The 19,364-nt window shown below is 65.4% G+C and carries 17 protein-coding genes and 3 tRNA genes; 9 read left to right on the top strand and 11 right to left on the bottom strand.

The genetic code is table 11. The annotated features are described in order from the left end of the window. Positions 1–497: 497 nt before the first annotated feature. Positions 498–2,333 (top strand): ABC transporter ATP-binding protein, encoded by a 1,836-nt coding sequence (locus E1956_RS08050; RefSeq protein WP_134748128.1) that lies wholly within the window; start codon positions 498–500, stop codon positions 2,331–2,333. A gap of 129 nt (positions 2,334–2,462) precedes the next feature. On the opposite strand, the gene otsA is transcribed toward E1956_RS08050, so the two are convergent. Both otsA and otsB read right to left on the bottom strand, forming a co-directional pair. Continuing rightward, positions 2,463–3,896 (bottom strand): alpha,alpha-trehalose-phosphate synthase (UDP-forming), encoded by a 1,434-nt coding sequence (gene otsA, locus E1956_RS08045; RefSeq protein ID WP_134748127.1) that lies wholly within the window; start codon positions 3,894–3,896, stop codon positions 2,463–2,465. A 108-nt stretch (positions 3,897–4,004) separates the two neighbouring features. Continuing rightward, entirely contained in the window at positions 4,005–4,754 is a 750-nt protein-coding gene (otsB, locus tag E1956_RS08040; RefSeq protein WP_134748126.1) for a trehalose-phosphatase, read from the bottom strand. Between the two features lie 448 nt (positions 4,755–5,202). Here otsB and E1956_RS08035 point away from each other — a divergent pair, with 448 nt between their 5' ends. The 3 genes from E1956_RS08035 (at position 5,203) to E1956_RS08025 (ending at position 7,426) form a co-directional block, all read left to right on the top strand. Continuing rightward, on the top strand, positions 5,203–5,805 hold the full coding sequence (locus tag E1956_RS08035) for an SCO family protein (RefSeq protein ID WP_418789251.1): 603 nt from the start codon (positions 5,203–5,205) through the stop codon (positions 5,803–5,805). A gap of 119 nt (positions 5,806–5,924) precedes the next feature. Further along, positions 5,925–6,383, top strand: coding sequence for a copper chaperone PCu(A)C (locus tag E1956_RS08030; RefSeq protein ID WP_232071054.1), 459 nt, complete (start codon positions 5,925–5,927; stop codon positions 6,381–6,383). A 167-nt stretch (positions 6,384–6,550) separates the two neighbouring features. After that, positions 6,551–7,426 (top strand): cytochrome c oxidase assembly protein, encoded by an 876-nt coding sequence (locus tag E1956_RS08025; protein ID WP_134748124.1) that lies wholly within the window; start codon positions 6,551–6,553, stop codon positions 7,424–7,426. Between the two features lie 52 nt (positions 7,427–7,478). On the opposite strand, the gene E1956_RS08020 is transcribed toward E1956_RS08025, so the two are convergent. Beyond that, a complete protein-coding gene (locus E1956_RS08020) occupies positions 7,479–7,967 on the bottom strand; it encodes a GNAT family N-acetyltransferase (protein ID WP_134748123.1) in 489 nt (162 codons plus the stop codon). Positions 7,968–8,049: 82 nt separating this feature from the next. Beyond that, entirely contained in the window at positions 8,050–8,322 is a 273-nt protein-coding gene (locus tag E1956_RS08015) for a DUF2164 domain-containing protein (protein ID WP_134748122.1), read from the bottom strand. Positions 8,323–8,454: 132 nt separating this feature from the next. On the opposite strand from E1956_RS08015, the gene E1956_RS46645 reads away from it, so the two are divergent. Then, on the top strand, positions 8,455–9,468 hold the full coding sequence (locus E1956_RS46645) for a conjugal transfer protein TraN (RefSeq protein WP_197732775.1): 1,014 nt from the start codon (positions 8,455–8,457) through the stop codon (positions 9,466–9,468). An 82-nt stretch (positions 9,469–9,550) separates the two neighbouring features. On the opposite strand, the gene E1956_RS08005 is transcribed toward E1956_RS46645, so the two are convergent. The 5 genes from E1956_RS08005 to uvrC all read right to left on the bottom strand — a co-directional run bounded on the left by E1956_RS08005 (position 9,551) and on the right by uvrC (position 13,189). Then, a tRNA-Cys gene (locus tag E1956_RS08005) sits at positions 9,551–9,624 on the bottom strand. 124 nt (positions 9,625–9,748) lie between these two features. Beyond that, positions 9,749–9,824 (bottom strand) — tRNA-Gly (locus tag E1956_RS08000). A gap of 74 nt (positions 9,825–9,898) precedes the next feature. Then, positions 9,899–9,974: transfer RNA gene (locus E1956_RS07995), tRNA-Gly, on the bottom strand. Between the two features lie 178 nt (positions 9,975–10,152). After that, entirely contained in the window at positions 10,153–10,743 is a 591-nt protein-coding gene (pgsA, locus tag E1956_RS07990) for a CDP-diacylglycerol--glycerol-3-phosphate 3-phosphatidyltransferase (protein WP_134748121.1), read from the bottom strand. A gap of 115 nt (positions 10,744–10,858) precedes the next feature. Then, positions 10,859–13,189 carry an excinuclease ABC subunit UvrC gene (gene uvrC / locus E1956_RS07985; protein ID WP_134748120.1) on the bottom strand — a complete coding sequence of 777 codons (2,331 nt, stop codon included), beginning with the start codon at positions 13,187–13,189 and terminating at the stop codon, positions 10,859–10,861. A 196-nt stretch (positions 13,190–13,385) separates the two neighbouring features. Here uvrC and earP point away from each other — a divergent pair, with 196 nt between their 5' ends. The 4 genes from earP (at position 13,386) to E1956_RS07965 (ending at position 17,703) form a co-directional block, all read left to right on the top strand. Further along, on the top strand, positions 13,386–14,663 hold the full coding sequence (gene earP, locus E1956_RS07980) for an elongation factor P maturation arginine rhamnosyltransferase EarP (protein ID WP_134748119.1): 1,278 nt from the start codon (positions 13,386–13,388) through the stop codon (positions 14,661–14,663). A gap of 140 nt (positions 14,664–14,803) precedes the next feature. Continuing rightward, positions 14,804–15,361, top strand: coding sequence for an elongation factor P (efp, locus tag E1956_RS07975; protein ID WP_133194717.1), 558 nt, complete (start codon positions 14,804–14,806; stop codon positions 15,359–15,361). Positions 15,362–15,673: 312 nt separating this feature from the next. After that, positions 15,674–15,883 carry a CsbD family protein gene (locus E1956_RS07970; protein ID WP_134748118.1) on the top strand — a complete coding sequence of 70 codons (210 nt, stop codon included), beginning with the start codon at positions 15,674–15,676 and terminating at the stop codon, positions 15,881–15,883. 434 nt (positions 15,884–16,317) lie between these two features. Then, positions 16,318–17,703, top strand: coding sequence for a sigma-54-dependent transcriptional regulator (locus E1956_RS07965; protein WP_134748117.1), 1,386 nt, complete (start codon positions 16,318–16,320; stop codon positions 17,701–17,703). A 119-nt stretch (positions 17,704–17,822) separates the two neighbouring features. Here E1956_RS07965 and nagZ read toward each other — a convergent pair whose 3' ends face one another. Both nagZ and acpS read right to left on the bottom strand, forming a co-directional pair. Then, positions 17,823–18,863: a beta-N-acetylhexosaminidase gene (gene nagZ, locus E1956_RS07960; protein ID WP_134748116.1), complete on the bottom strand. Its 1,041-nt coding sequence runs from the start codon at positions 18,861–18,863 to the stop codon at positions 17,823–17,825. Positions 18,864–18,941: 78 nt separating this feature from the next. Further along, on the bottom strand, positions 18,942–19,349 hold the full coding sequence (gene acpS / locus E1956_RS07955) for a holo-ACP synthase (RefSeq protein WP_134748115.1): 408 nt from the start codon (positions 19,347–19,349) through the stop codon (positions 18,942–18,944). Positions 19,350–19,364 lie beyond the last annotated feature (15 nt).

Here is a 19,364-nt window from a genome sequence, read left to right as displayed (position 1 = left end):
GGGGTTTGCACCCATAGCCGGCTACGAGATTTCAAACTCTTTACATTGTTACAAAGCGGAAACACTCCGCAACCCCTTGTTTTTTAAGCCCGTTCTAGATTGGGGGTTCGTTTCCGGGCAGCGCGGCATTAGATCCAGGGACACCATGCTTTATTATCTGGCCCTGATTTACTGGATCTCGCGGCTCGGGAGGCTTGCGGACGCGCCTGCGGTACGGCGCGTGATGTGTGCATACGGCGAGCTTGAACGCAATCCATAATTGTATCTCGAAAACGATCGTGAAAACCCGTTTAACCTCCGGCGCGACAACATGTCGGTAAGGGGCCCTCCCTGTGACATAGTCGCGATAAGATGCGCGTCCCGCCGGGCACGAGCCATGCGGCTCGCGCGTGGGGTGTTTACAATGCGGGAATGCCGCCAGGTTTGCCGTTGCGCGCCTTTTTGCCTCTTTTTCTACCTTGCACGGACGAAGCTCCGTCAGACCGACCACCGATCAATTGGAACATCTGACCATCGCCCAGCGTAACGCCCACAACGCAAAGCTCGCGAGCTATGCGCGACGGCCACTTGCGTTCCTTTTCCGCTACATCAAGCGCCATCCTTTCGCCCATGCCGTCGTGCTCGCGAGCGTGTTCGCGGCCGTGGGCTGCGCCCTCGCCTCGCAATACGCGATCAAGCATCTGATCGACGTGCTCGGCGCAGGCCGCCACCACCCAGGCCCGTTGTGGACCGCGTTCGCGATCCTCGTCGGCCTGATTGCGGCCGACAACCTGCTCTGGCGTGTCGGCGGCTGGTTCGCCGCGCACACCTTCGTCGCCGTCACGGGCGACTTGAGGCGCGACCTGTTCCAGTACCTGAGCGGCCACTCGAACACGTATTACGCGGAAAAGCAGCCCGGCACGCTCGCGAGCCGGATCACCGCCACCTCGAACGCCGTCTACACCGCCGAGAACACCACCGCCTGGAACGTGCTGCCGCCGTGCATCGCCGTGGCGGGCGCCATCGTCATGATCATCTCGGTCAATCCGTTGATGGCGGCGGGCCTGCTGCTCTGCTCGGCGATTCTTTCGATCATTCTCTTCAAGCTGGCCGGGCGCGGCTCGGCGCGCCACCACACGTTCGCCTCCAAGGCGGCCGCCGTGGACGGCGAGCTCGTCGACGTGATCGGCAACATGGCGCTCGTGCGCGCCTTTGGCATGACGGTGCGCGAGCAAAAGCGCTTCGGCTCGACCGTCAAGGCCGAACTGGACGCGCGCCGCTCGAGCCTGCTCTATCTGGAGAAGCTGCGCCTGCTGCACGCCGTCATCACGGCGATGCTCTCGGCCGGCCTGCTGGGCTGGGCGCTGTGGCTCTGGAACCAGGGCAAGGCCACCTCGGGCGACATCGTGCTGGTCAGCTCGCTTGGCTTCACGATCCTGCACGGCACGCGCGATCTGGCCGTGGCGCTCGTGGACGTCACGCAGCACGTCGCGCGTCTGGCCGAAGCCGTGCAGACGCTGCTCGAGCCGCACGGCATGCCCGACCGCGACGACGCCAGCGAGCTCGTGGCCCAGGGCGGCCGGGTGGACTTCGAAGGCGTCACCTTCGCGTACCCGCACCGCAAACCGATCCTCGACCACTTCGACCTGCGTATCGAGGCGGGCCAGCGCGTGGGCCTGATCGGCAAGTCGGGCGCGGGCAAGACCACGGTGCTCGCGCTGCTGCAGCACTTCTACGACACCCAGGGCGGCGCGATCAAGATCGACGGCCAGGACATCGCCCATGTCACGCAGGACAGCCTGCGCCACGCCATCGCGCTCGTGCCGCAGGACATTTCCCTGCTGCACCGCTCGATCTACGAGAACATCGCTTACGGCCGCCCCGAAGCGACCCGCGAGGAAGTGCTCGCCGCGGCCCGCGAGGCGCGCTGCGCCGACTTCATCGAGGCCATGCCCGAAGGCTACGACACGCTCGTGGGCGACCGCGGCGTGAAGCTCTCGGGCGGCCAGCGTCAGCGCATCGCGATCGCCCGCGCGATCCTCAAGAATTCGCCGATCCTGCTGCTCGACGAGGCCACCTCCGCCCTCGACAGCGCTTCGGAGGAAGCTATCCAGCAGGCGCTCGACCGGCTCATGGTCGGCCGCACCGTGATTGCGATCGCGCACCGGCTCTCCACGCTGCACAACTTCGACCGCATCATCGTGATGAGCGCGGGCAAGGTGATCGACGACGGCAGCCCCGAGGAGCTGCGCAACCGCCCGGGCCTGTACCGCGACCTGCTCTCCAAGCAGTACGGCAAGCCGTCCACGCTGCATCTGGGCAGCAAAAAGGCCGACGAAAAGCACGTGGCCTGACGCCGGGCGCGTGGCCCGCACCCAAAGAAAAAGCCGCTTCGTTCGTGAAGCGGCTTTTTCGTTTTCGGCGCGGCTCGAGGCGCTTCGATGCGCCTTCGCGCGAGGCCGGACCCGGCTGGCTCTGCCCTGCTATGGCTGCGCCGGCTCGACGGACGCCGGCAACGACACGCCAACCTGCGCGGCCATGCTCGTCAAGTCGCGCATGAAACGGTCGCGCCAGACCGAGACGTTGTTCTCGCGCAATTGCACCATCATGTCGTTGTAGCGCGCGAGACGCTCGGCGAGCGGCATCGAGAGCGCCTTGCCGAGCGCGTCGGCCATGCCGTCGATATCGAGCGGATTCACGATCAGCGCGCCGCCCAGCTCCTGCGCGGCGCCCGCGAAGCGCGAGAGCACCAGCACGCCCGGATTCTCGGGGTCCTGCGCCGAGACGTACTCCTTCGCGACGAGGTTCATCCCGTCGCGCAGCGGCGTGACGTAGCCCACGTGCGAGGCGCGAAACAGCGCCGCGAGCACGGCGCGCTCGTACTGGCGATGGATGTACCAGATGGGCGTCCAGTCGAGCTCGGCGAAACGGCCGTTGATGCGGCCCGACTCGGCCTCGAGCCGCAGGCGGATGTCCTGGTACGCGTGCAGGTCGGCGCGCGTGGGCGGCGCGATCTGCACGAACGACACCTTGTTGCGCTGCGATGGCGTGTGCTCGAGCAAACGCTCGAAGGCGCGAAAACGCTCGACGAGGCCCTTCGAGTAGTCGAGCCGGTCCACGCTCATGATCACCTTGCGGCCGTGCAGCGTGGCCTTGAGCGTGCGCACCGGCTTGTCGCGCTCGCCGGCCTTGGCGAGCTCGGCGACTTCGTCGGGATAGACGCCGATCGGGTAATCGTTCGCGCACAGGGTCTTGCCGAACGCCTCGATCTGCGTGAGGCCGTCGGCGCGCTTTTCGACCGTGCCGCCCGCCTCGTTGACGATGTAGTCGCAGAACGCGCGCACATCGGGCTTGGTCTGGAAACCGAGCAAGTCGAACGAGCACAGCGCCTGCACCAGCTCGCGATGCGGCGGGACCGCCAGCAGCACCTGCGAGGCCGGAAACGGGATGTGCAGGAAGAAGCCGATGCGATTCTTGACGCCCGCCGCGCGCAGCGCCTCGGCGAACGGAATCAGGTGATAGTCGTGGACCCAGATGACGTCGTCGTCGCGCAAGAGCGGCACGAGTTGCTGCGCGAGCCACGCGTTGACGCGGCAATAACCGGCGTATTCGTTGCGGTCGTACTGCACGAGATCGGCGCGATAGTGGAACGCCGGCCAGAGCGTGGCATTCGAGAAGCCGCGGTAGTACTGATCGTAGTCGCGGCGCAGCAGGCCAATAGTCGCGAAGGTGACCGGGCCACGTTCCTCGAGCTGGATCTGCGGCTGCCCGGAGGAAAGCACCTCGCCGCTCCAGCCGAACCACATGCCGCCGGTTTCCTTGAGCGCGTCGTAGACACCGACCGCGAGACCGCCCGCGGCCGGGCCGCCTTCGGAGATCGGCGCGACCCGGTTCGACACGATGATCAGTCGGCTCATGAGATGCAGGTTCCGTGCAGAAAAGAAGTTAGACGCGGCCGTGCGGGCAGGGCCGAAGGGCAACGCAGGCAGCGCCGCCGCATGGGGGCCGACCGGCGCGCGCCAGGTTCAGGCGCCGCGCAGCGGCGCGACGAGCGCATCGAGCCATGCGAGCAAGGCCTCGACCGACTCGACACGCGTCTTCGCGATCGTATCGCCGCCGCCGACCTTGATCGAGAGGCCGCCCTGGGCGTTGACCACGGCAAAGCCCTTCTCGTCGGTTAGATCGTCGCCAGCGAATACGGGCGTGCGGCCCGCGAACGGCGGCTCGTCGAGGAAGGCGCGCAGCGCGCGGCCCTTGTCGACGTCCTTCGGCTTGATCTCGTAGACCATCTTGCCCGGCTGCAGCACATAGGCGTCGGCGAATTCGGCCGCGAGCTTCTCGGTAGCCGCGCGTGCAGCGCCCTCGTGCTCGGGCGCGTTGCGGTAGTGCAGCGCGAGCGCCGCGCCCTTGATCTCGAGCAGCATGCCCGCGTGCGTGCGCACGACTTCGGCCAGCACCTGCTCCATGTGCAGCAGACGCTGATCGTTGAATCCGACGCGTTGCGTGTCGCCGTTCGCGTCGCGGCGCTCGGCGCCGTGCAGGCCCGCGACCGGCAGATCGGGCATGCCAAGGAACTTGTCGATGCTCTCGATGCCGCGCCCCGAGACGATCGCCACCGCGCCGTGCGTCGCACGACGCAAGGCGGCGAGCAGCGCGAGCATGTCGGGGCGCACCAGCACGCCGTCTGGCGTGGGCGCAAGGTCGACGAGCGTGCCGTCGAAGTCGAAGAAAAACGCCGTCTTGTCGAACGGCAATTCAGCCGGAAGTACTTGCATTACGTTCGTTTCGTCCCTCGGCGCACCGGCCGGGTATGGGTCAGGCGAGCGCTCGCCCGACGCAGAAAGTGTGCGCATCTTACCGCGCATCGTGCTGATTTTCGAGAACGGCAGCCTTCATGGGCCGGCCTGGTAGGTTGCGACCTACGCCGTATCGGCTCGAAGTGTTCAGACGCTTTTTTGCACTGCCGACTTGCCACCAGCGCGATATCGGCAAGACCGATGCGGCAAATTGCCCCTGCCACCCCGACTCAGCCGACCGTGCGCGGCAGTGAGCCCCCAATTTTGCTACAGTCCAGCGACATGGCGTGAGCCGGCCACGGTCATGCCCTTGTAAATCGAGTTAACGAGAGAGCCTTTGTTCCCCGAGATCGACGCTTCACGTTCGTCACGCTTCGCACTGCGCGCCGTAGTCCGCCGGGTCCGCCCGGCCCACCTGCGCCGTGCCCTGCACGGCGTACGTGTCGCGGCACTGCTGACGCTTGCCGCCGGTGCCGCGCTGCTCAGCGCCTGTTCGCATCCGGCTGAGCCGTGGCAACTCACTAATGTGAGCGGCCATCTGCCCGACCTCACGTTCGCGCTCACCGCCGATACAGGCAAGCCCATTACGGGCGCGGACCTGCACGGCGATACGACGCTCGTGTACTTCGGCTACACGCATTGCCCGGACGTCTGCCCGGAAACGATGGCGCGTCTGATGCAGGTCATAGAGAAACTCGGACCCGACGCGCAGCATGTGCGGATACTCTTCATCAGCGTCGATCCGGCACGCGACACGCCACAGGCGCTGCATGCCTACGTGGGCGCGTTCGACGCCGAGCATGCGCTCGGCCTGACCGGCACCGACGCGCAGATCGAATCGCTCGCAAAGCGTTATCGCGTGGCGTACCAGATGGAAAAGCGCGATCCCGACGGCAGCTACGAAGTCACGCACAGCTCGGCCGTCTACGTGTTCGACGCACAAGGCCACGCGCGCCTGCTCGCAACCGACAAGGACTCGCCCGACGCCATTGCACACGACGTGCGCCGCGTGATCGGCTCGGCGGCGTAATTGCCGCCAGGCTTCGCCGGAGCGCTTGTGCACCCACGCAATCCGTAGCACCGATTTCAGCACCACCCGCAACAGGAACTGCCATGACGATGAAAATGAAGTCCCGCCGCGTTACTCGCATGAGCCCTATCAGCCGACTGGGCGCCACACTCGGTTGCGCCCTCGCCTGCACGTTCGCGGCGTTCGCCCCCGCGGCGCACGCGGCCGGCGACGCGCTCACCGCACAGAACGCATGGGTCCGCTGGCTGCCGAACGATTTGCCGGCAGCGGGCTACGTCACGCTGAAGAACGACGGCGACAAGCCGGTCGAGCTCGTGAACGTGTCGAGCGACGACTACGGCATGGTGATGCTGCATCAGACCGTCTCGAACGGCTCGACGCAGAAGATGATCATGGTGGACAAGGCCACGGTCCCCGCGCACGGCACGCTGTCGATCGCACCGGGCGGCTATCACCTGATGCTGGAGCACGCGAAGCACAAGATCGCGCCCGGCGACACGGTGAAGGTGAAACTGCAGTTCTCGGACGGCGCGACGCTGGACACGCCGTTTGCGGTGAAGCCGCCGTCGCAACATTGACGGTGTCCTGAGCACGAAGAAGCGCGCCATGGCCTTCGGGGAGGAGCCGGCGATGAACCCGTGCGAAGGCCCACGAAGAACCTCAGTAGATGTCCGCGAAGAAGCCGCCCGGATGTCCACGATAAACCTGTTCAGATGTCCGCGATGAACCTGCCTGGATGTCCGCGATGAACCCGCTCTATTGGCTCGACCCGTGGGAGCCCTCGCCAACCGTCGTGATCGCGGTGATTGTGACGGCGGTGCTGTTCGTGCGCGGCAAGCGCCACGCGAGGGTCTCGCTGGCGCGCCAGATCTCGTTCTGGTTCGGGCTCGGCGCGCTCTATGTCGCGCTGCATACGCGGCTCGACTACTTCTTCGAGCATGAGTTCTTCATGCACCGCGCGCAGCATCTGGTGCTGCACCATCTCGGGCCGTTCTTCATCGCGCTCGCGTATCCGGGCGCGGCGCTGCGCGCAGGCATCCCGTTCATGTGGCGGCAACGCTTCGTGCGCCCGATGCTGAACGCGCGGCCAGTGCGCGCGATGCTCGACGTCGTCATGCATCCGGTCGTCGCCGTGACGCTCTTCGTGGGGCTCATCTACTTCTGGCTGCTTTCGCCGATCCACTTCATCGCGATGCTCGACTGGCGGCTCTATCGCGTGATGAACTGGAGCATGGTGATCGACGGCCTGCTGTTCTGGTGGCTCGTGCTCGATCCGCGCCCTGCGCCGCCCGCGCGTCTCGCCCCGGGCAAGCGCGTGCTGGTGGTGATCGCGGCGATCCCGCCGCAGATCGTGCTCGGCGCCTTCATCTTCTTCACGTCACACGAGCTCTATCCCGTCTATTCGATTTGCGGACGCGCATTCACTTGGCTCTCGCCAATGCGCGATCAGCAGATCGGCGGCCTGCTGCTATGGATTCCGGGATCGATGATGAGCGTGATTGGCGCCTTGATTGCGCTGCGTCACTGGATGCGGCTTTCGGCGCGCGGGCGCCTCAAGCGCGCACAGGGCACGCGCAAACCCACACGCGCCGCGCACCAGCACGACGTGCAGCACACCTGAGTGGAGGGCGCCGCACGCGCGAGGCGTCAATGCGGCGCACGGCGGCGATGCACTACGCCGAGCGCATCCACACGTGCGGGATGCCGTCCTCGTCGTGAATCTCCGATACCGGCTTGAAGCCGAACGCACCGTAGAATTTTTGCAGATGCGCCTGGGCATGCAGCCGCATCGGCACGCCCGGCCATTGCTGCGCGATGTGCCCGATCGCGCGCTCGAGCAAGCCGTTGCCGAGCTTGATGCCGCGAAAGTTTGCTGAAGTCACCACACGGCCGATGCGCACGTCAGGGTCCTCTGCATCGGGCAGCAGCACTCGCAGATAGCCCGCGAGCTCGCGCTTGCCGAACCGCTCGCCCCATGCAAACAGATGCCAGGCGTCGCCGTCGAGGCCGTCGATGTCGCCGTACACGCAGTTCTGCTCGACCACGAACACGGCCGAACGCAGCTTGAGCATTTCATAGACATCGCGTGAGGAAAGCGACTCGAATGCGTTCCATTGCCAATCGAGTTGGGCTGTCGGCAATGCGGGAGACTGCGCAGTCATGGGATTTCCGTCAAAGCGTGCTGAAACGTCGATTATGCCTTGCAGCGTGAGCGCGGCACAAACGCGCCCATGGAGCCGGCTTTCACTTGCGCCGGCGCGGCGCTTCGAACTTGCGCCAGTACTGGAACGGCTCTTCGTGCAAGTCGATATCGAGTTCGACGATGCGCGCCTGCATGCTCTCCTGCGCATCGGCAATCGCCCGGTTATAGACGGCGGGCCCGATTTCTTCGAGAAAGAAGCTCAACAGGCCGCCCGCGGCGATATTGCCGATCGGCTCATCCATGTTGGCGTCGAAGTAACGCTGGATCGACGCAATCGCGGCAGCGCGTATGTCTTCGGAGAGTTCGATGGTCATGGTGGGGTCCGGTAGATGCGATCCGGGGATTGTGCGCGAGTCTGTGGGACAGCACATCATTCATTTGACCTGGTACGGCTGCTCACGTGGCTAGCCGGAAGCTCGCGTTGGCTATGACGCTATGCTCGTTTGATGATCAGTCGAACGCATGCGGCAAGCCCGGAAGCAGAACGGGCCGTCCCTCAGAAGGTGTCGCTTGCGGGGCAGGCAACCCCTGCCCCTGCTCCACTTCGTGAGTTCGGCTTTCCAACGGCGATTCAAGCACCGCTCTTTGCCTTTAGCTCCGATCAGATACTCAAGGCACACCATCGCTACAAGGAAGCCAAAAGCGGCGACAGCGATGCGGCAATTGCACTGGTCTACGATCTCGCGGTTCCCCTCTTTAACGCGTTCGTCGACAAGATAGAAAGCGGAGAGATACCACTAAACCATGTTCTGGTTGCGCCACACGCCCGGGAAGCGTCTGGCGATAACGCGATTCCACAGGTGCTCGCCGCGCTGCTTTCTATTGGCGGTGGCCGCCTCGACGAAGAGATCGTCCAGACCACCAAGGTCTATCACACAGGCGCAGACCCGATGGAGCGCCTGAATGCGCGCGCGTCGTTCCACGGCAAAATTGAACGGGGAATGCGCTATGTGCTAGTGGACGACGTTACGACCCTTGGTGGAACACTGTGCGATTTGTCCGACTTTATTCAGCGTGGCGGCGGCAATCCAGTTGCAGCCGTCGTCCTGGTCAATGCAAGTCGCTCTGGTAGACTGTATCCAAACCCGAAAACCATCGTGACACTGGAAGCAAGGGGATTGGGCAATGAAATCCGCGAAACATTCAACATCGAACCTCGAGCGCTCTCGGCCGATGAAGCACACTACCTCGTCGGGTTCCGTTCTATTGAGGAAATCCGAGGTCGTAGTGCTAAAGCGCAGCAAAAAACGGATCTCCGACTCCGCGCGAAAGGCATTCGCGTCGATGAAGGTATCGAGCAACTAAACGCGGCTTTGCGGCATCGGCGGCCTTGGCGATCGAACAGTCGCGCAGTGCAACTATCGATGGCCGGCGTTAGATCTTCGCAAACGCCCAGAGCACTCACCCGCGCTTCGCGGGCACGCCATACGATCGGCTGGATCGGCAGGAAGCAAACGTAAAGACGTGCGGGAACATCGTCCCGCAATCAGACAGACGCTGAAAAAAGAAAAGCCACCCGAAGGTGGCTTTTCTCGTCTTACCTGGAGGCGCGAGCCGGAGTCGAACCGGCCTACACGGCTTTGCAGGCCGCTGCATAACCGCTTTGCTATCGCGCCAAAAGCGGACTATTCGATGCTTCTGGCACACCGTACTGCTTGCGCCCACAACCACCGAACAGATTCTTTGCGGCGGCCTTGCGGCCTGCCAAACAAAAAGGGAAGCGCTGCTTCCCCTGAATTCTGGAGCGGGAGACGAGTCTCGAACTCGCGACCTCAACCTTGGCAAGGTTGCGCTCTACCAACTGAGCTACTCCCGCATTTTTACTGCCGCACTGCTTCTACTACTCCGGCACCTCGTTTCACACTGCTGCAAAACGTCGCACCTAAAATCTGGAGCGGGAGACGAGTCTCGAACTCGCGACCTCAACCTTGGCAAGGTTGCGCTCTACCAACTGAGCTACTCCCGCATATTTACTGCATCGCCGCTGATTTACCGCTTATCTTCAGCGATCTCCACCGCATCTGCTTCGTTTGCTGCTTGTCGTGCAGCGGAGAAGTGAGATTATGTATAACCCGCAGAATCGTGTCAACCCCTTCGCATGATCTTTTTAAAAAAGATTGGCGAGGGGCGTACGGCTGCGCCGCTTACAGGCTCCCCCGCTCGCGGATCTGCGGCCACGCGAGCTTCATGTAGTAGAGCATCGACCAGATCGTCAGCACGGCCGCCACGTAGATGAGCCAGGTGCCCCATACGCGCGAGTCGAACAGCGTGAGCCCGCCGATCGTCAGCGGTGCATAGAACAGCAGCATGGGGATCGCCACCATCTGGCACGCCGTCTTGAACTTGCCGAGCTGATTGACCGCGACGCTCTTGGACGCGCCAATCTGCGCCATCCATTCGCGCAGCGCCGAGATGGCGATCTCGCGGCCCACGATCACGAGCGCGATCACGGCGTCGAGGCGCTGCAGATGCACGAGCACGAGCAGCGCGGCCGTCACCATGAGCTTGTCGGCCACCGGGTCGAGGAACGCGCCGAACGACGAGGTCTGATTCCACTTGCGGGCGAGATAGCCGTCGAACCAGTCGGTCAGCGCTGCGAGCACGAAGATCACCATGGCGGCCGTGTTCTGTTGCATCGGAGTCAACATCGTCTGCGGCAGGTAGAACACGCCAACCACGAGCGGAATCAGCACGATCCGCAGCCACGTCAGGAGAATCGGAATATTGAACGGCATCGTGCGGCGCAGTCTGTCAGAGGAGATTGCAATAATGGGAGATGCAATTGTGCCGCGTCACCGGACCTGCCACAAGCAAACGTAAGGTGGCGAGGCCAGTGGCGCGGCAGCGGGTTCAATGAAGCTGCTGGTAGATCTGCTCGGCGAGCGAGCGTGAGATCCCTTCCACGCTCGCCAGATCCTCCACGCTCGCGGCCATCACGCCGCGCAGGCCGCCAAAGCGCGCGAGCAGGCGCTGGCGGCGCTTGGCGCCCACTCCTTCGAGCTCTTCGAGCCGCGAGGTCTGGCGCGTCTTGCCGCGCTTCGCGCGCATGCCCGTAATGGCGAAACGGTGCGCCTCGTCGCGGATCTGCGCGACCAGCATCAGGGCCGCACTCTCCTTGCCCAGTTCGAGCGGCGGCCGGCCGTCGGCGAACACGAGCGTCTCGAGGCCGACCTTGCGCCCCTCGCCCTTGGCCACGCCCACCAGCATCGCAGGGTCGAGCCCCAGCTCGTCGAACACCTGGCGCGCGATCTCGACCTGGCCCTTGCCGCCGTCGATCAGCACGATGTTCGGCAGCGTGCCGCCGGTCGCAACGGGCTCCGCGCCTTCGGGCGGCACCGCGCCGGTATCGGCGGCTTCGGAGGTGTCTGGGGCTACAGCGTCACCTGCAGCTTCGGGCGCAGGCAAGGCCTGCGCTTCGTCCGCCTCGTCGCGCGCCGACTGCGCGACCATCTTTTCATAGCGGCGCGTAAGCACCTGGCGCATGGCCGCGTAGTCGTCGCCGCCCGTGATGCCCGTGATGTTGTAGCGCCGGTACTCGCCCGACTGCATTTTGTGATGGTGATAGACGACGCACGACGCCTGGGTCGCCTCGCCCATCGTGTGGCTGATGTCGAAGCACTCGATGCGCAGATGCGCGAGGTCGTCGAGCTCGAGCCCGAGCATCTGCGCGAGCGAGCGCGTGCGCGCCTGCTGCGAGCCCTGCTCGGAGAGCAGGCGGGCGAGCGCGAGCCGCGCGTTCTGCTCGGCCATGGCGAGCCAGGCACGCTTTTGGCCTTGCGGCTGACGCAGCAGCGTGACCTTGTGCCCGGCCTGCTCGCTGAGCACGTCGACGAGTTCGCGGTTCGCCGGCGGATGACTCACCACCAGCACCGGCGGCACGCGATTGCCGAAGTAATGCTGGGCGATGAAGGCGTCGAGCACTTCGGATTCGATGCCGATCTCGCGCTTGCCGCGCGCTGCCGGTTTAGCGGATGGCGCGGAGCCGGTGCCTGCCGCCAACCCGGCATCGCCTTCGTCTTCCACATCACCGGCTTCGCTCCCGGCAGCCGAGGCCGCACCGTCCGGCCCTTCTGCCTCATTCGCGAGATCTACCGCGAGCGCGAGCGGATCGGGCGCGGCGCCTTCATCGGCTTGCGCGCACTCATCGCCGCCTTCTTCGCCTTCATAGCCGGCCTGCGCACCCGCCGCGGACACCATCGCCTTGCGCGCGAGCGACGGCAGCGACTTCAGCGCCGATGCCGCCAGCACGGTCTCGCCGTCGATCTCTTCGGCGACACCGCCCTCCTCGTCGGTCAGCGCCCGCTCCACGTGCGCCGGGAAATACGCCTTGTCGCCGAGATGGCGCCCGCCGCGCACCATCGCCAGATTCACGCAGACCCGGCCGCCCAGCGCCACCACCGCGAGGATGTCGACGTCGCTCTCGCCACCGGTCTCGATGGCCTGCTGATGCAGCACCGTCGAGAGCGAGCTCATCTGGTTGCGCACCGCCGCCGCCTGCTCGAACTTCAGCTCGGTGGCGAACGCGTGCATCTTCGTCTCCAGCTCCTTCATCACCTCGTTCTGCCGGCCGAGCAGGAAGCGCGAGGCGTTGCTCACGTCGCGCGCGTAATCGTCCGCGCTGATCGCGCCCACGCACGGCGCCGTGCAGCGCGCGATCTGATGCAGCAGGCAGGGCCGCGTGCGGTTGTTGAAGACCGAGTCTTCGCAAGTGCGCAACTGAAACACGCGCTGCAGGATCTGGATGCTCTCGCGGACCGCCGAGGCGCTCGGGAACGGCCCGAAGTACTGGTTGTTGCGATCGACCGCGCCGCGGTAGTACGCCATGCGCGGAAACGTGTGGCCCGTGAGCTTGAGGAACGGATACGACTTGTCGTCGCGAAACAGAATGTTGTAGCGCGGCGTGAGCGCCTTGATGAGGTTGTTCTCGAGCAACAGCGCCTCAGCCTCGGAGCGCGTGACCGTGGTCTCGATGCGCGCGATGCGCGTGACCATCATGGCAATGCGCGGCGACAGCTGCGTCTTCGTGAAATAGCTCGACACGCGCTTTTTCAGGTCGCGCGCCTTCCCCACGTAGAGCACGGCGCCTTGCGCGTCGTAGTAGCGATACACGCCGGGCAGATGCGGGAGCTGCGCCAGGACCTCTTTCGGGTCGAAAACGTCGGGAGCGGTGGAAGCGGTCATCCAGTCTGGGGGCGTCGGGTGGCAAGCCGCGCCGCCTCTCGCGACGCCGCCGTGCGGGTGTCTTAGAATCGCAAGTTTAGATCATTCCGCGCGGGGCCGAACCCGCTGGAGCATCGGCCGGATGGCCTGCGGGCCGCGCGGCACGATGGCCTGATGGCTATTCTCACGATCCCGCACCTGCGCTCTCTTCCCCTCCATGCCACACAGCAAACGTCCCGCAGCAACCAGCAAACGCGACGCCGCGCCAAGCCCAGCCGAATCGCGCATCGCCTGCGACATCTTCTGCGCCGTGATCGACAATTTCGGCGACATCGGCGTGTGCTGGCGCCTCGCGCGCCAGCTTGCGCACGAGCACGGCTGGGAGGTGCGTCTCTTCGTCGACGACCTGCACGCCTTTCAGCGGCTCTGCCCCGCGCTCGAGCTCGAACGCGCCACGCAGAGCGTCGAAGGGGTCGTGGTCGAACATTGGCACGAGCCCGAGCACGCGGGCGAGACGCTCCAGATCGCCGATGTGGTGATCGAAGCGTTCGCCTGCGAGCTGCCGGGCGTCTACCTGAGCGCGATGGCGCAGCGTGAGCGCACGCCCGTGTGGCTGAACCTCGAATATCTGAGCGCCGAGGACTGGGTTGCCGATTTCCATCTGCGCCCTTCGCCGCATCCGCGCTACCCGCTGCTCAAGCACTTCTTTTTCCCCGGCCTTGGTCCGGGCACGGGCGGCGTGCTCAAGGAGCGCGACCTGGACGCCGCGCGCGCGGCGTTTGAGCGCTCGGCCGACGCGCGCACCGCATGGTGGCAAAGCGCGACCGGTGGCCCGCCGCCGGGCCCGGATGCCACGGTGATCTCGCTCTTCGCTTACGAGAACCCCGCCGTCGACGCCCTGCTCGAGCAATGGCGCGACAGCCCGACGCCGATCGTGCTGCTCGTGCCGCAGGGCCGCATCTCCGGCGCGCTCGCGCGCTTTTTCGGCGTCCCGTCGTTCGATGCCCGCGCCTTCGCCGAACGCGGGTCGCTGCGCGCGCACGGCCTCGCCTTCACGGAGCAGCGCGACTACGACGCCCTGCTGTGGGCAAGCGACCTCAACTTCGTGCGCGGCGAAGACTCGTTTGTCCGCGCGCAATGGGCGGCCCGGCCGTTCGTCTGGCAGATCTATCCGCAGGCGGACGACGCCCATCTGCCCAAGCTGGACGCGGCGCTCGAGCACTACACGCGCACGCTCGCCGAGGCGCCGCGCAAAGCGCTCGCGCGTTTCTGGCACGCATGGAACGGCAACGGCGCCCAAACGACGGCCGGAAGCCCCGACGGTGCGCCCGGCCAGCCCCACGATGCATCGCCTCGGCCTGCGCCCGACTGGCGCGATTTCGCGCAATATTTGCCCGCGTTCAGGACGCGGGCGCGGGCCTGGGCGGACGAACTGGCGCGAGTCGGCGATCTCGGCGGAAATCTAGCCGAATTCGCAAAAACTCAGTTAAAATAAGCGGTTACCCGACGGCAGCCGTCTCAAGCGCTTCGATTCCTGTGCCCCGATCATCAAGGGGACATACCATCCGACCCGCTTGCGACGTTTGCCGTCGCGCACACTTGAAGCTATTTAATATCTGGACAGGACTGTTTTTTATGAAGACCGCACAGGAACTCCGCGTCGGCAACGTCGTGATGATCGGCAACGACGCCATGGTCGTGCAGAAGGCCGAATACAACAAGTCGGGCCGCAACGCCGCCGTTGTGAAGATGAAGTTCAAGAACCTGCTGACCGGTTCGGGCATGGAAACCGTGTACAAGGCTGACGACAAGTTCGACGTCGTCGTGCTCGATCGCAAGGAAGTGACCTACTCGTACTTCGCCGACCCGATGTACGTGTTCATGGACGCCGACTACAACCAGTTCGAAGTCGAAGGCGAGATGATGGGCGACGCCCTGAACTACCTCGAAGACGGCATGCCGTGCGAAGTCGTGTTCTACAACGAGAAAGCCATCTCGGTCGAACTGCCGACCACGCTGGTGCGCGAGATCATCTACACGGAACCGGCTGTCAAGGGCGACACGTCGTCGGGCAAGGTTATGAAGCAGGCCAAGCTGACCACCGGCTTCGAGCTGCAAGTGCCGCTCTTCTGCAACATCGGCGACAAGATCGAAATCGACACGCGCACGAACGAGTACCGCAGCCGCGCGTAACGCGTTCGATTGCATGCGCCAGCCGCGTGAGTGCATCCGCAACGATCTGCAAGCGCGCGCAAGGCCATCTCGATGCGTGGTGGATGCAAAAATAAAAGCGCCCTTCGGGGCGCTTTTTCTTTTATTCCCGAACGTGTATGTTTGTGACTCCATGGGAAATCCTTACCGGTTATTCAGGTGCGCAAATCAGGCGCGGCTTGCAGCGGTAAGGCACAACACTCATGGCATGGTTCCTGCTGGTTCTATTTCGAGATACATCGCGCCATGGAGCAACCCGCGAGTATTTCTCTTCTCTGAACCAGGAGAGACACGATGAATAACGACATCGCTGCAGGCAAGTGGAAGCAGTTGCTGGGCAAGGCCAAGACGGCCTGGGGCAAGCTCACGGACGATGAGCTTGTGAAGGTCGAAGGGCACGCTGAACGCCTCGTCGGCTTGATCCAGGAGCGTTACGGCAAGACGCGTGACGAGGCCGAGCGTGAGGTGCGGCGCTGGCTCGATACACACGGGCCACACCACTGACCGGATGGCTCACGACGCGGCTTGCTTCGCCCTTGAACGAGGCAGCTTGCATGCAGCATGGGGGTAGTACGGCTTGCGCGTAACGCATCGCGGCGCAGCAAGCCCGCGCGGCACGCGACGCAGCGCGACGGTGACGTTGGGCAAGGACGATCCGCACGGGCAGATGCCCCGCGGGTGCCGCCCGCACGCGCGCACCGCTCGCGGTCGGCACAGCCCGACGCACCGCTGTGCGCCAGCCGCCAATCTGGGAGGACCGGAACTGAATAACATGCTTCGAGACACCGTGGTGATCTCGGTAAAAACCTCCGTATCGTGCCGCGCCGCGGCGCGCCGCATCGTCGCGCCTGCCGGCCGGTCTGCCTGCCGCCCGGGCTGCGCGCACGCGAGCGCGCCTGCCCGGCGCACCTGCGTTCATCCGTAAGCCGCATTCAGCCATGCCACACGCCCTGATTGTCGAAGACGATCCCAACAGCCTGTCCGGCCTTTCGGCCATCCTGGCTGCCGACGGTTTTTCCGTCGATACGGCCGCCACGCTGGCCGACGCGCGCGCCGCACTCACGCGCTTCATTCCCGATGTCGTGCTCGTCGACCTGAACCTGCCCGACGGCAGCGGCCTCGAGCTGCTTCCGCTTCTGCCTGCCCAGTCGCCCGGGGGCGCGCTGCCCGTGATCGTGATGACCGGCAACGCGACCGTCGAGAGCGCGATCGAAGGCCTGCGCCATGGCATCTGGGACTACCTGCTCAAGCCCGTCAACATTCCGCGCCTGCGCAGCCTGCTCGCGCGCATTCCGCGCCCATACGAGCTCACCGAGGAAGTCCGGATGCTGCGCGCGACGCTGCGCGAGCTCGGCCGCTTCGGCCCGATGGTTGGCCGCAGCAATGCGATCCAGCATGTCTACGACGCACTCGAGCAGCTCGCGCCCACCGAATCGGCGATCCTCGTGCACGGCGAGGCCGGCACCGGCAAGGAAGTGGCGGCGCGCACGCTGCATCAGTTGAGCCGCCGGCGCAAGGGGCCGTTCGTCGTCTGCGACGTGCGCGCGCTCACGGCCGAGGCCGCCAGCGGGCGGCCCATCGCGAGCCAGCTCTTCGGCCACGAGCGCGGTGCGTTCAGCGGCGCGGAGCAGCGCGAGCCCGGCCTCGTCGATCAGGCGAGCGGCGGCACGCTGTTCGTCGACGAGCTCACCGAACTGCCGCGCCCCCAGCAGGAAGCGCTGCTGCGCGCGCTCGACTCGCAGACCTTCATGCGGGTGGGCGGCAGTAGCGAAGTGGGCACCGATTTCCGCCTGGTCGCGGCCACGCGCGCCGTGCCGCGCGAGGCGGTCCGGCAGGGCATGCTGCACGAGGACCTGTGGATGCGCCTCGACGCCGCGTCGGTCCAGCTGCCGCCGCTGCGCGAACGCGAAGAAGATGCGGCACTGCTCGCCGCGGCACGCGTCGACGAGCTCAATCTCGAGGCCCACGCACGCGGCCTCACCGGCACGACGCGGCTCGTTTCGCCGTCGTTCGTGCGCGAGTGCCTCGCTTACGACTGGCCCGGCAACGTGCGCGAGCTGCACGAGCGCGTAGAGCGTGCGTGGCACGCGTCCGGCGACATCCTCGAAAGCTTGCACGGCGAGGAAACCAACGGCGTTGCGCCGCGCGAAGTCAATGGCGGCCGTGTGCAGGTCACGGTCGGCACGCCGCTCGCCGACGTCGAGGAGATGCTGATCCGCGCCACGCTCGACGCCGTGGGCGGCACGCGCCACCGCGCGGCGTCGCTGCTCGGCATCAGTCCGAAGACGCTCTACAACAAGCTTCAGCGCATGCGGCTGAACTGACGCCCCACCCCATCTTTTGCGCGTGAAAAACGGCGGCCCTTCGAATTCGAAGGGCCGCCGTTACGATTTCTTGGGCCGTGTGCGCACGCGATGTAACGTAACACGCTCCGCGCAGGTGCTCAGGGGAGCACGGTACGCAGCAACGTCTGTGCGGACTGATACGCTGGATCGGCCACGAGTTTTTCCCAGCTCAGCGCCTTGCCGCGCGGACGCAGCCGCCGGATGCGCTTCGCCGACGCCTGCGCGGCGCGCGTGGGCTCTCCGGTGCGCAGCGCGTCGAGCACCTTCTCCGCCTCATGGGGCTGGTTGCAGATCAGCACCATGTCGCAGCCCGCATCGAGCGCCGCGCGCGCGCCCTCGGTCAGCGTGCCGCCCTGGCGCGCGGCCTCCATCGAGAGATCGTCGCTGAAGACGGCGCCCGTGAAGCGCAAGCGCTCGCGCAAGATCTCCTGCACCCAGATACGCGAGAAACCGGCCGGCTTCGCGTCGACCTTCGGATAGATCACATGGCCCGGCATGGCCGCCGTGAGCGAGAGGCCGAGCCAGTCATAAGGCTGCGCGTCCTCGCCGAGGATCGATTCGAGCGGACGTTCGTCCACCGGAACCGCAACGTGCGAATCGGCGGTCGCAAAGCCGTGTCCCGGGAAATGCTTGCCGCAGTTCGCCATGCCCGCGAGCGCGAGGCCGTGGTTCAGACTCTTGGCGAGCAGCGTGACGACGCGCGGGTCGCGATGGAACGCGCGGTCGCCCACCACCTTCGACTGGCCGTAGCCCAGATCGAGCACGGGCGTGAAGCTCAGGTCGATGCCGCACGCGCGCAGCTCGCTCGCGAGGATATAGCCGACCGACGTGGCCAGCTTGGTGGCGAGCAGCACGTCCTTGTCCCACAGCGCGCCGATACGGCCCATCGCGGGCAGCACCGTGAAGCTGTCGGTGCGAAAGCGCTGCACGCGGCCGCCCTCGTGGTCGACGGCGATCAGCAGATCCTCGCGCACCGCGCGGATGGCGTCCGTGAGCGCGACGAGCTGCGCGCGGTTTTCATAGTGACGCGCAAACAGGATCACGCCACCGGTTGAGGGATGCGCGAGGCGGCGCACGTCGTCGTCGTTGAGCGTCGTGCCGACCACGTCGAGCATGACCGGTCCGGGAATTCTCTTCATCGATCGGGCGTTGAATGGGCGTTGATTGTAGGTAACGGCCGCCGCGCGCAGCATCTGCCGCGCGCGACCGGATGGAAATCAGCGAGTGGGTTGGCTGGTTTCGGCGATCACGAACGAGACGGCATAGTCCTGCTCGTCGGTGATCGACACTTGTGTGGTGATGCCGCGCGCCTCGAGCCATTGCGCGAGCTCGCCCGAAGCCACCATGTACGGCTTGCCGCCGGGCGCGTTGAGCGTCTGCACGGCACGCCAGGTCATCGGCATGCGGATGCCGAGGCCGATGGCCTTCGAGAACGCTTCCTTCGCGGAAAAGCGCGTGCACAGGTACGCGAGCCCGCGCTTCTCCGAGCGCGCCTTGCGCGCTTCGTAGACCGCGAGCTCGTCAGGGCCCAGCACGCGCGCCGCAAAGCGGCCGCCCGTGCGCTCCATGACTGCCGCGACGCGGCTCACCTGGATCATGTCGGTACCGATGCCGTAGATCGCCATGCCGTCCTCGTCGCC

The sequence above is a fragment of the Paraburkholderia pallida genome (genome assembly GCF_004524855.1).
Classification (GTDB): Bacteria; Pseudomonadota; Gammaproteobacteria; order Burkholderiales; family Burkholderiaceae; genus Paraburkholderia; species Paraburkholderia oxyphila.
This window is presented reverse-complemented; position numbering and strand designations above follow the sequence as displayed.

What these genes read in the sequence shown, in the direction of transcription:
- otsA (WP_134748127.1), bottom strand. Translation starts at nt 3,896, where the DNA reads ATGAGCCGACTGATCATCGTGTCGAACCGGGTCGCGCCGATCTCCGAA.
- otsB (WP_134748126.1), bottom strand. Translation starts at nt 4,754, where the DNA reads ATGCAAGTACTTCCGGCTGAATTGCCGTTCGACAAGACGGCGTTTTTC.
- E1956_RS08030 (WP_232071054.1), top strand. Translation starts at nt 5,925, where the DNA reads ATGAGCCCTATCAGCCGACTGGGCGCCACACTCGGTTGCGCCCTCGCC.
- E1956_RS08025 (WP_134748124.1), top strand. Translation starts at nt 6,551, where the DNA reads ATGAACCCGCTCTATTGGCTCGACCCGTGGGAGCCCTCGCCAACCGTC.
- E1956_RS08020 (WP_134748123.1), bottom strand. Translation starts at nt 7,967, where the DNA reads ATGACTGCGCAGTCTCCCGCATTGCCGACAGCCCAACTCGATTGGCAA.
- E1956_RS08015 (WP_134748122.1), bottom strand. Translation starts at nt 8,322, where the DNA reads ATGACCATCGAACTCTCCGAAGACATACGCGCTGCCGCGATTGCGTCG.
- E1956_RS46645 (WP_197732775.1), top strand. Translation starts at nt 8,455, where the DNA reads ATGATCAGTCGAACGCATGCGGCAAGCCCGGAAGCAGAACGGGCCGTC.
- pgsA (WP_134748121.1), bottom strand. Translation starts at nt 10,743, where the DNA reads ATGCCGTTCAATATTCCGATTCTCCTGACGTGGCTGCGGATCGTGCTG.
- uvrC (WP_134748120.1), bottom strand. Translation starts at nt 13,189, where the DNA reads ATGACCGCTTCCACCGCTCCCGACGTTTTCGACCCGAAAGAGGTCCTG.
- earP (WP_134748119.1), top strand. Translation starts at nt 13,386, where the DNA reads ATGCCACACAGCAAACGTCCCGCAGCAACCAGCAAACGCGACGCCGCG.
- efp (WP_133194717.1), top strand. Translation starts at nt 14,804, where the DNA reads ATGAAGACCGCACAGGAACTCCGCGTCGGCAACGTCGTGATGATCGGC.
- E1956_RS07970 (WP_134748118.1), top strand. Translation starts at nt 15,674, where the DNA reads ATGAATAACGACATCGCTGCAGGCAAGTGGAAGCAGTTGCTGGGCAAG.
- E1956_RS07965 (WP_134748117.1), top strand. Translation starts at nt 16,318, where the DNA reads ATGCCACACGCCCTGATTGTCGAAGACGATCCCAACAGCCTGTCCGGC.
- nagZ (WP_134748116.1), bottom strand. Translation starts at nt 18,863, where the DNA reads ATGAAGAGAATTCCCGGACCGGTCATGCTCGACGTGGTCGGCACGACG.
- acpS (WP_134748115.1), bottom strand. Translation starts at nt 19,349, where the DNA reads ATGGCGATCTACGGCATCGGTACCGACATGATCCAGGTGAGCCGCGTC.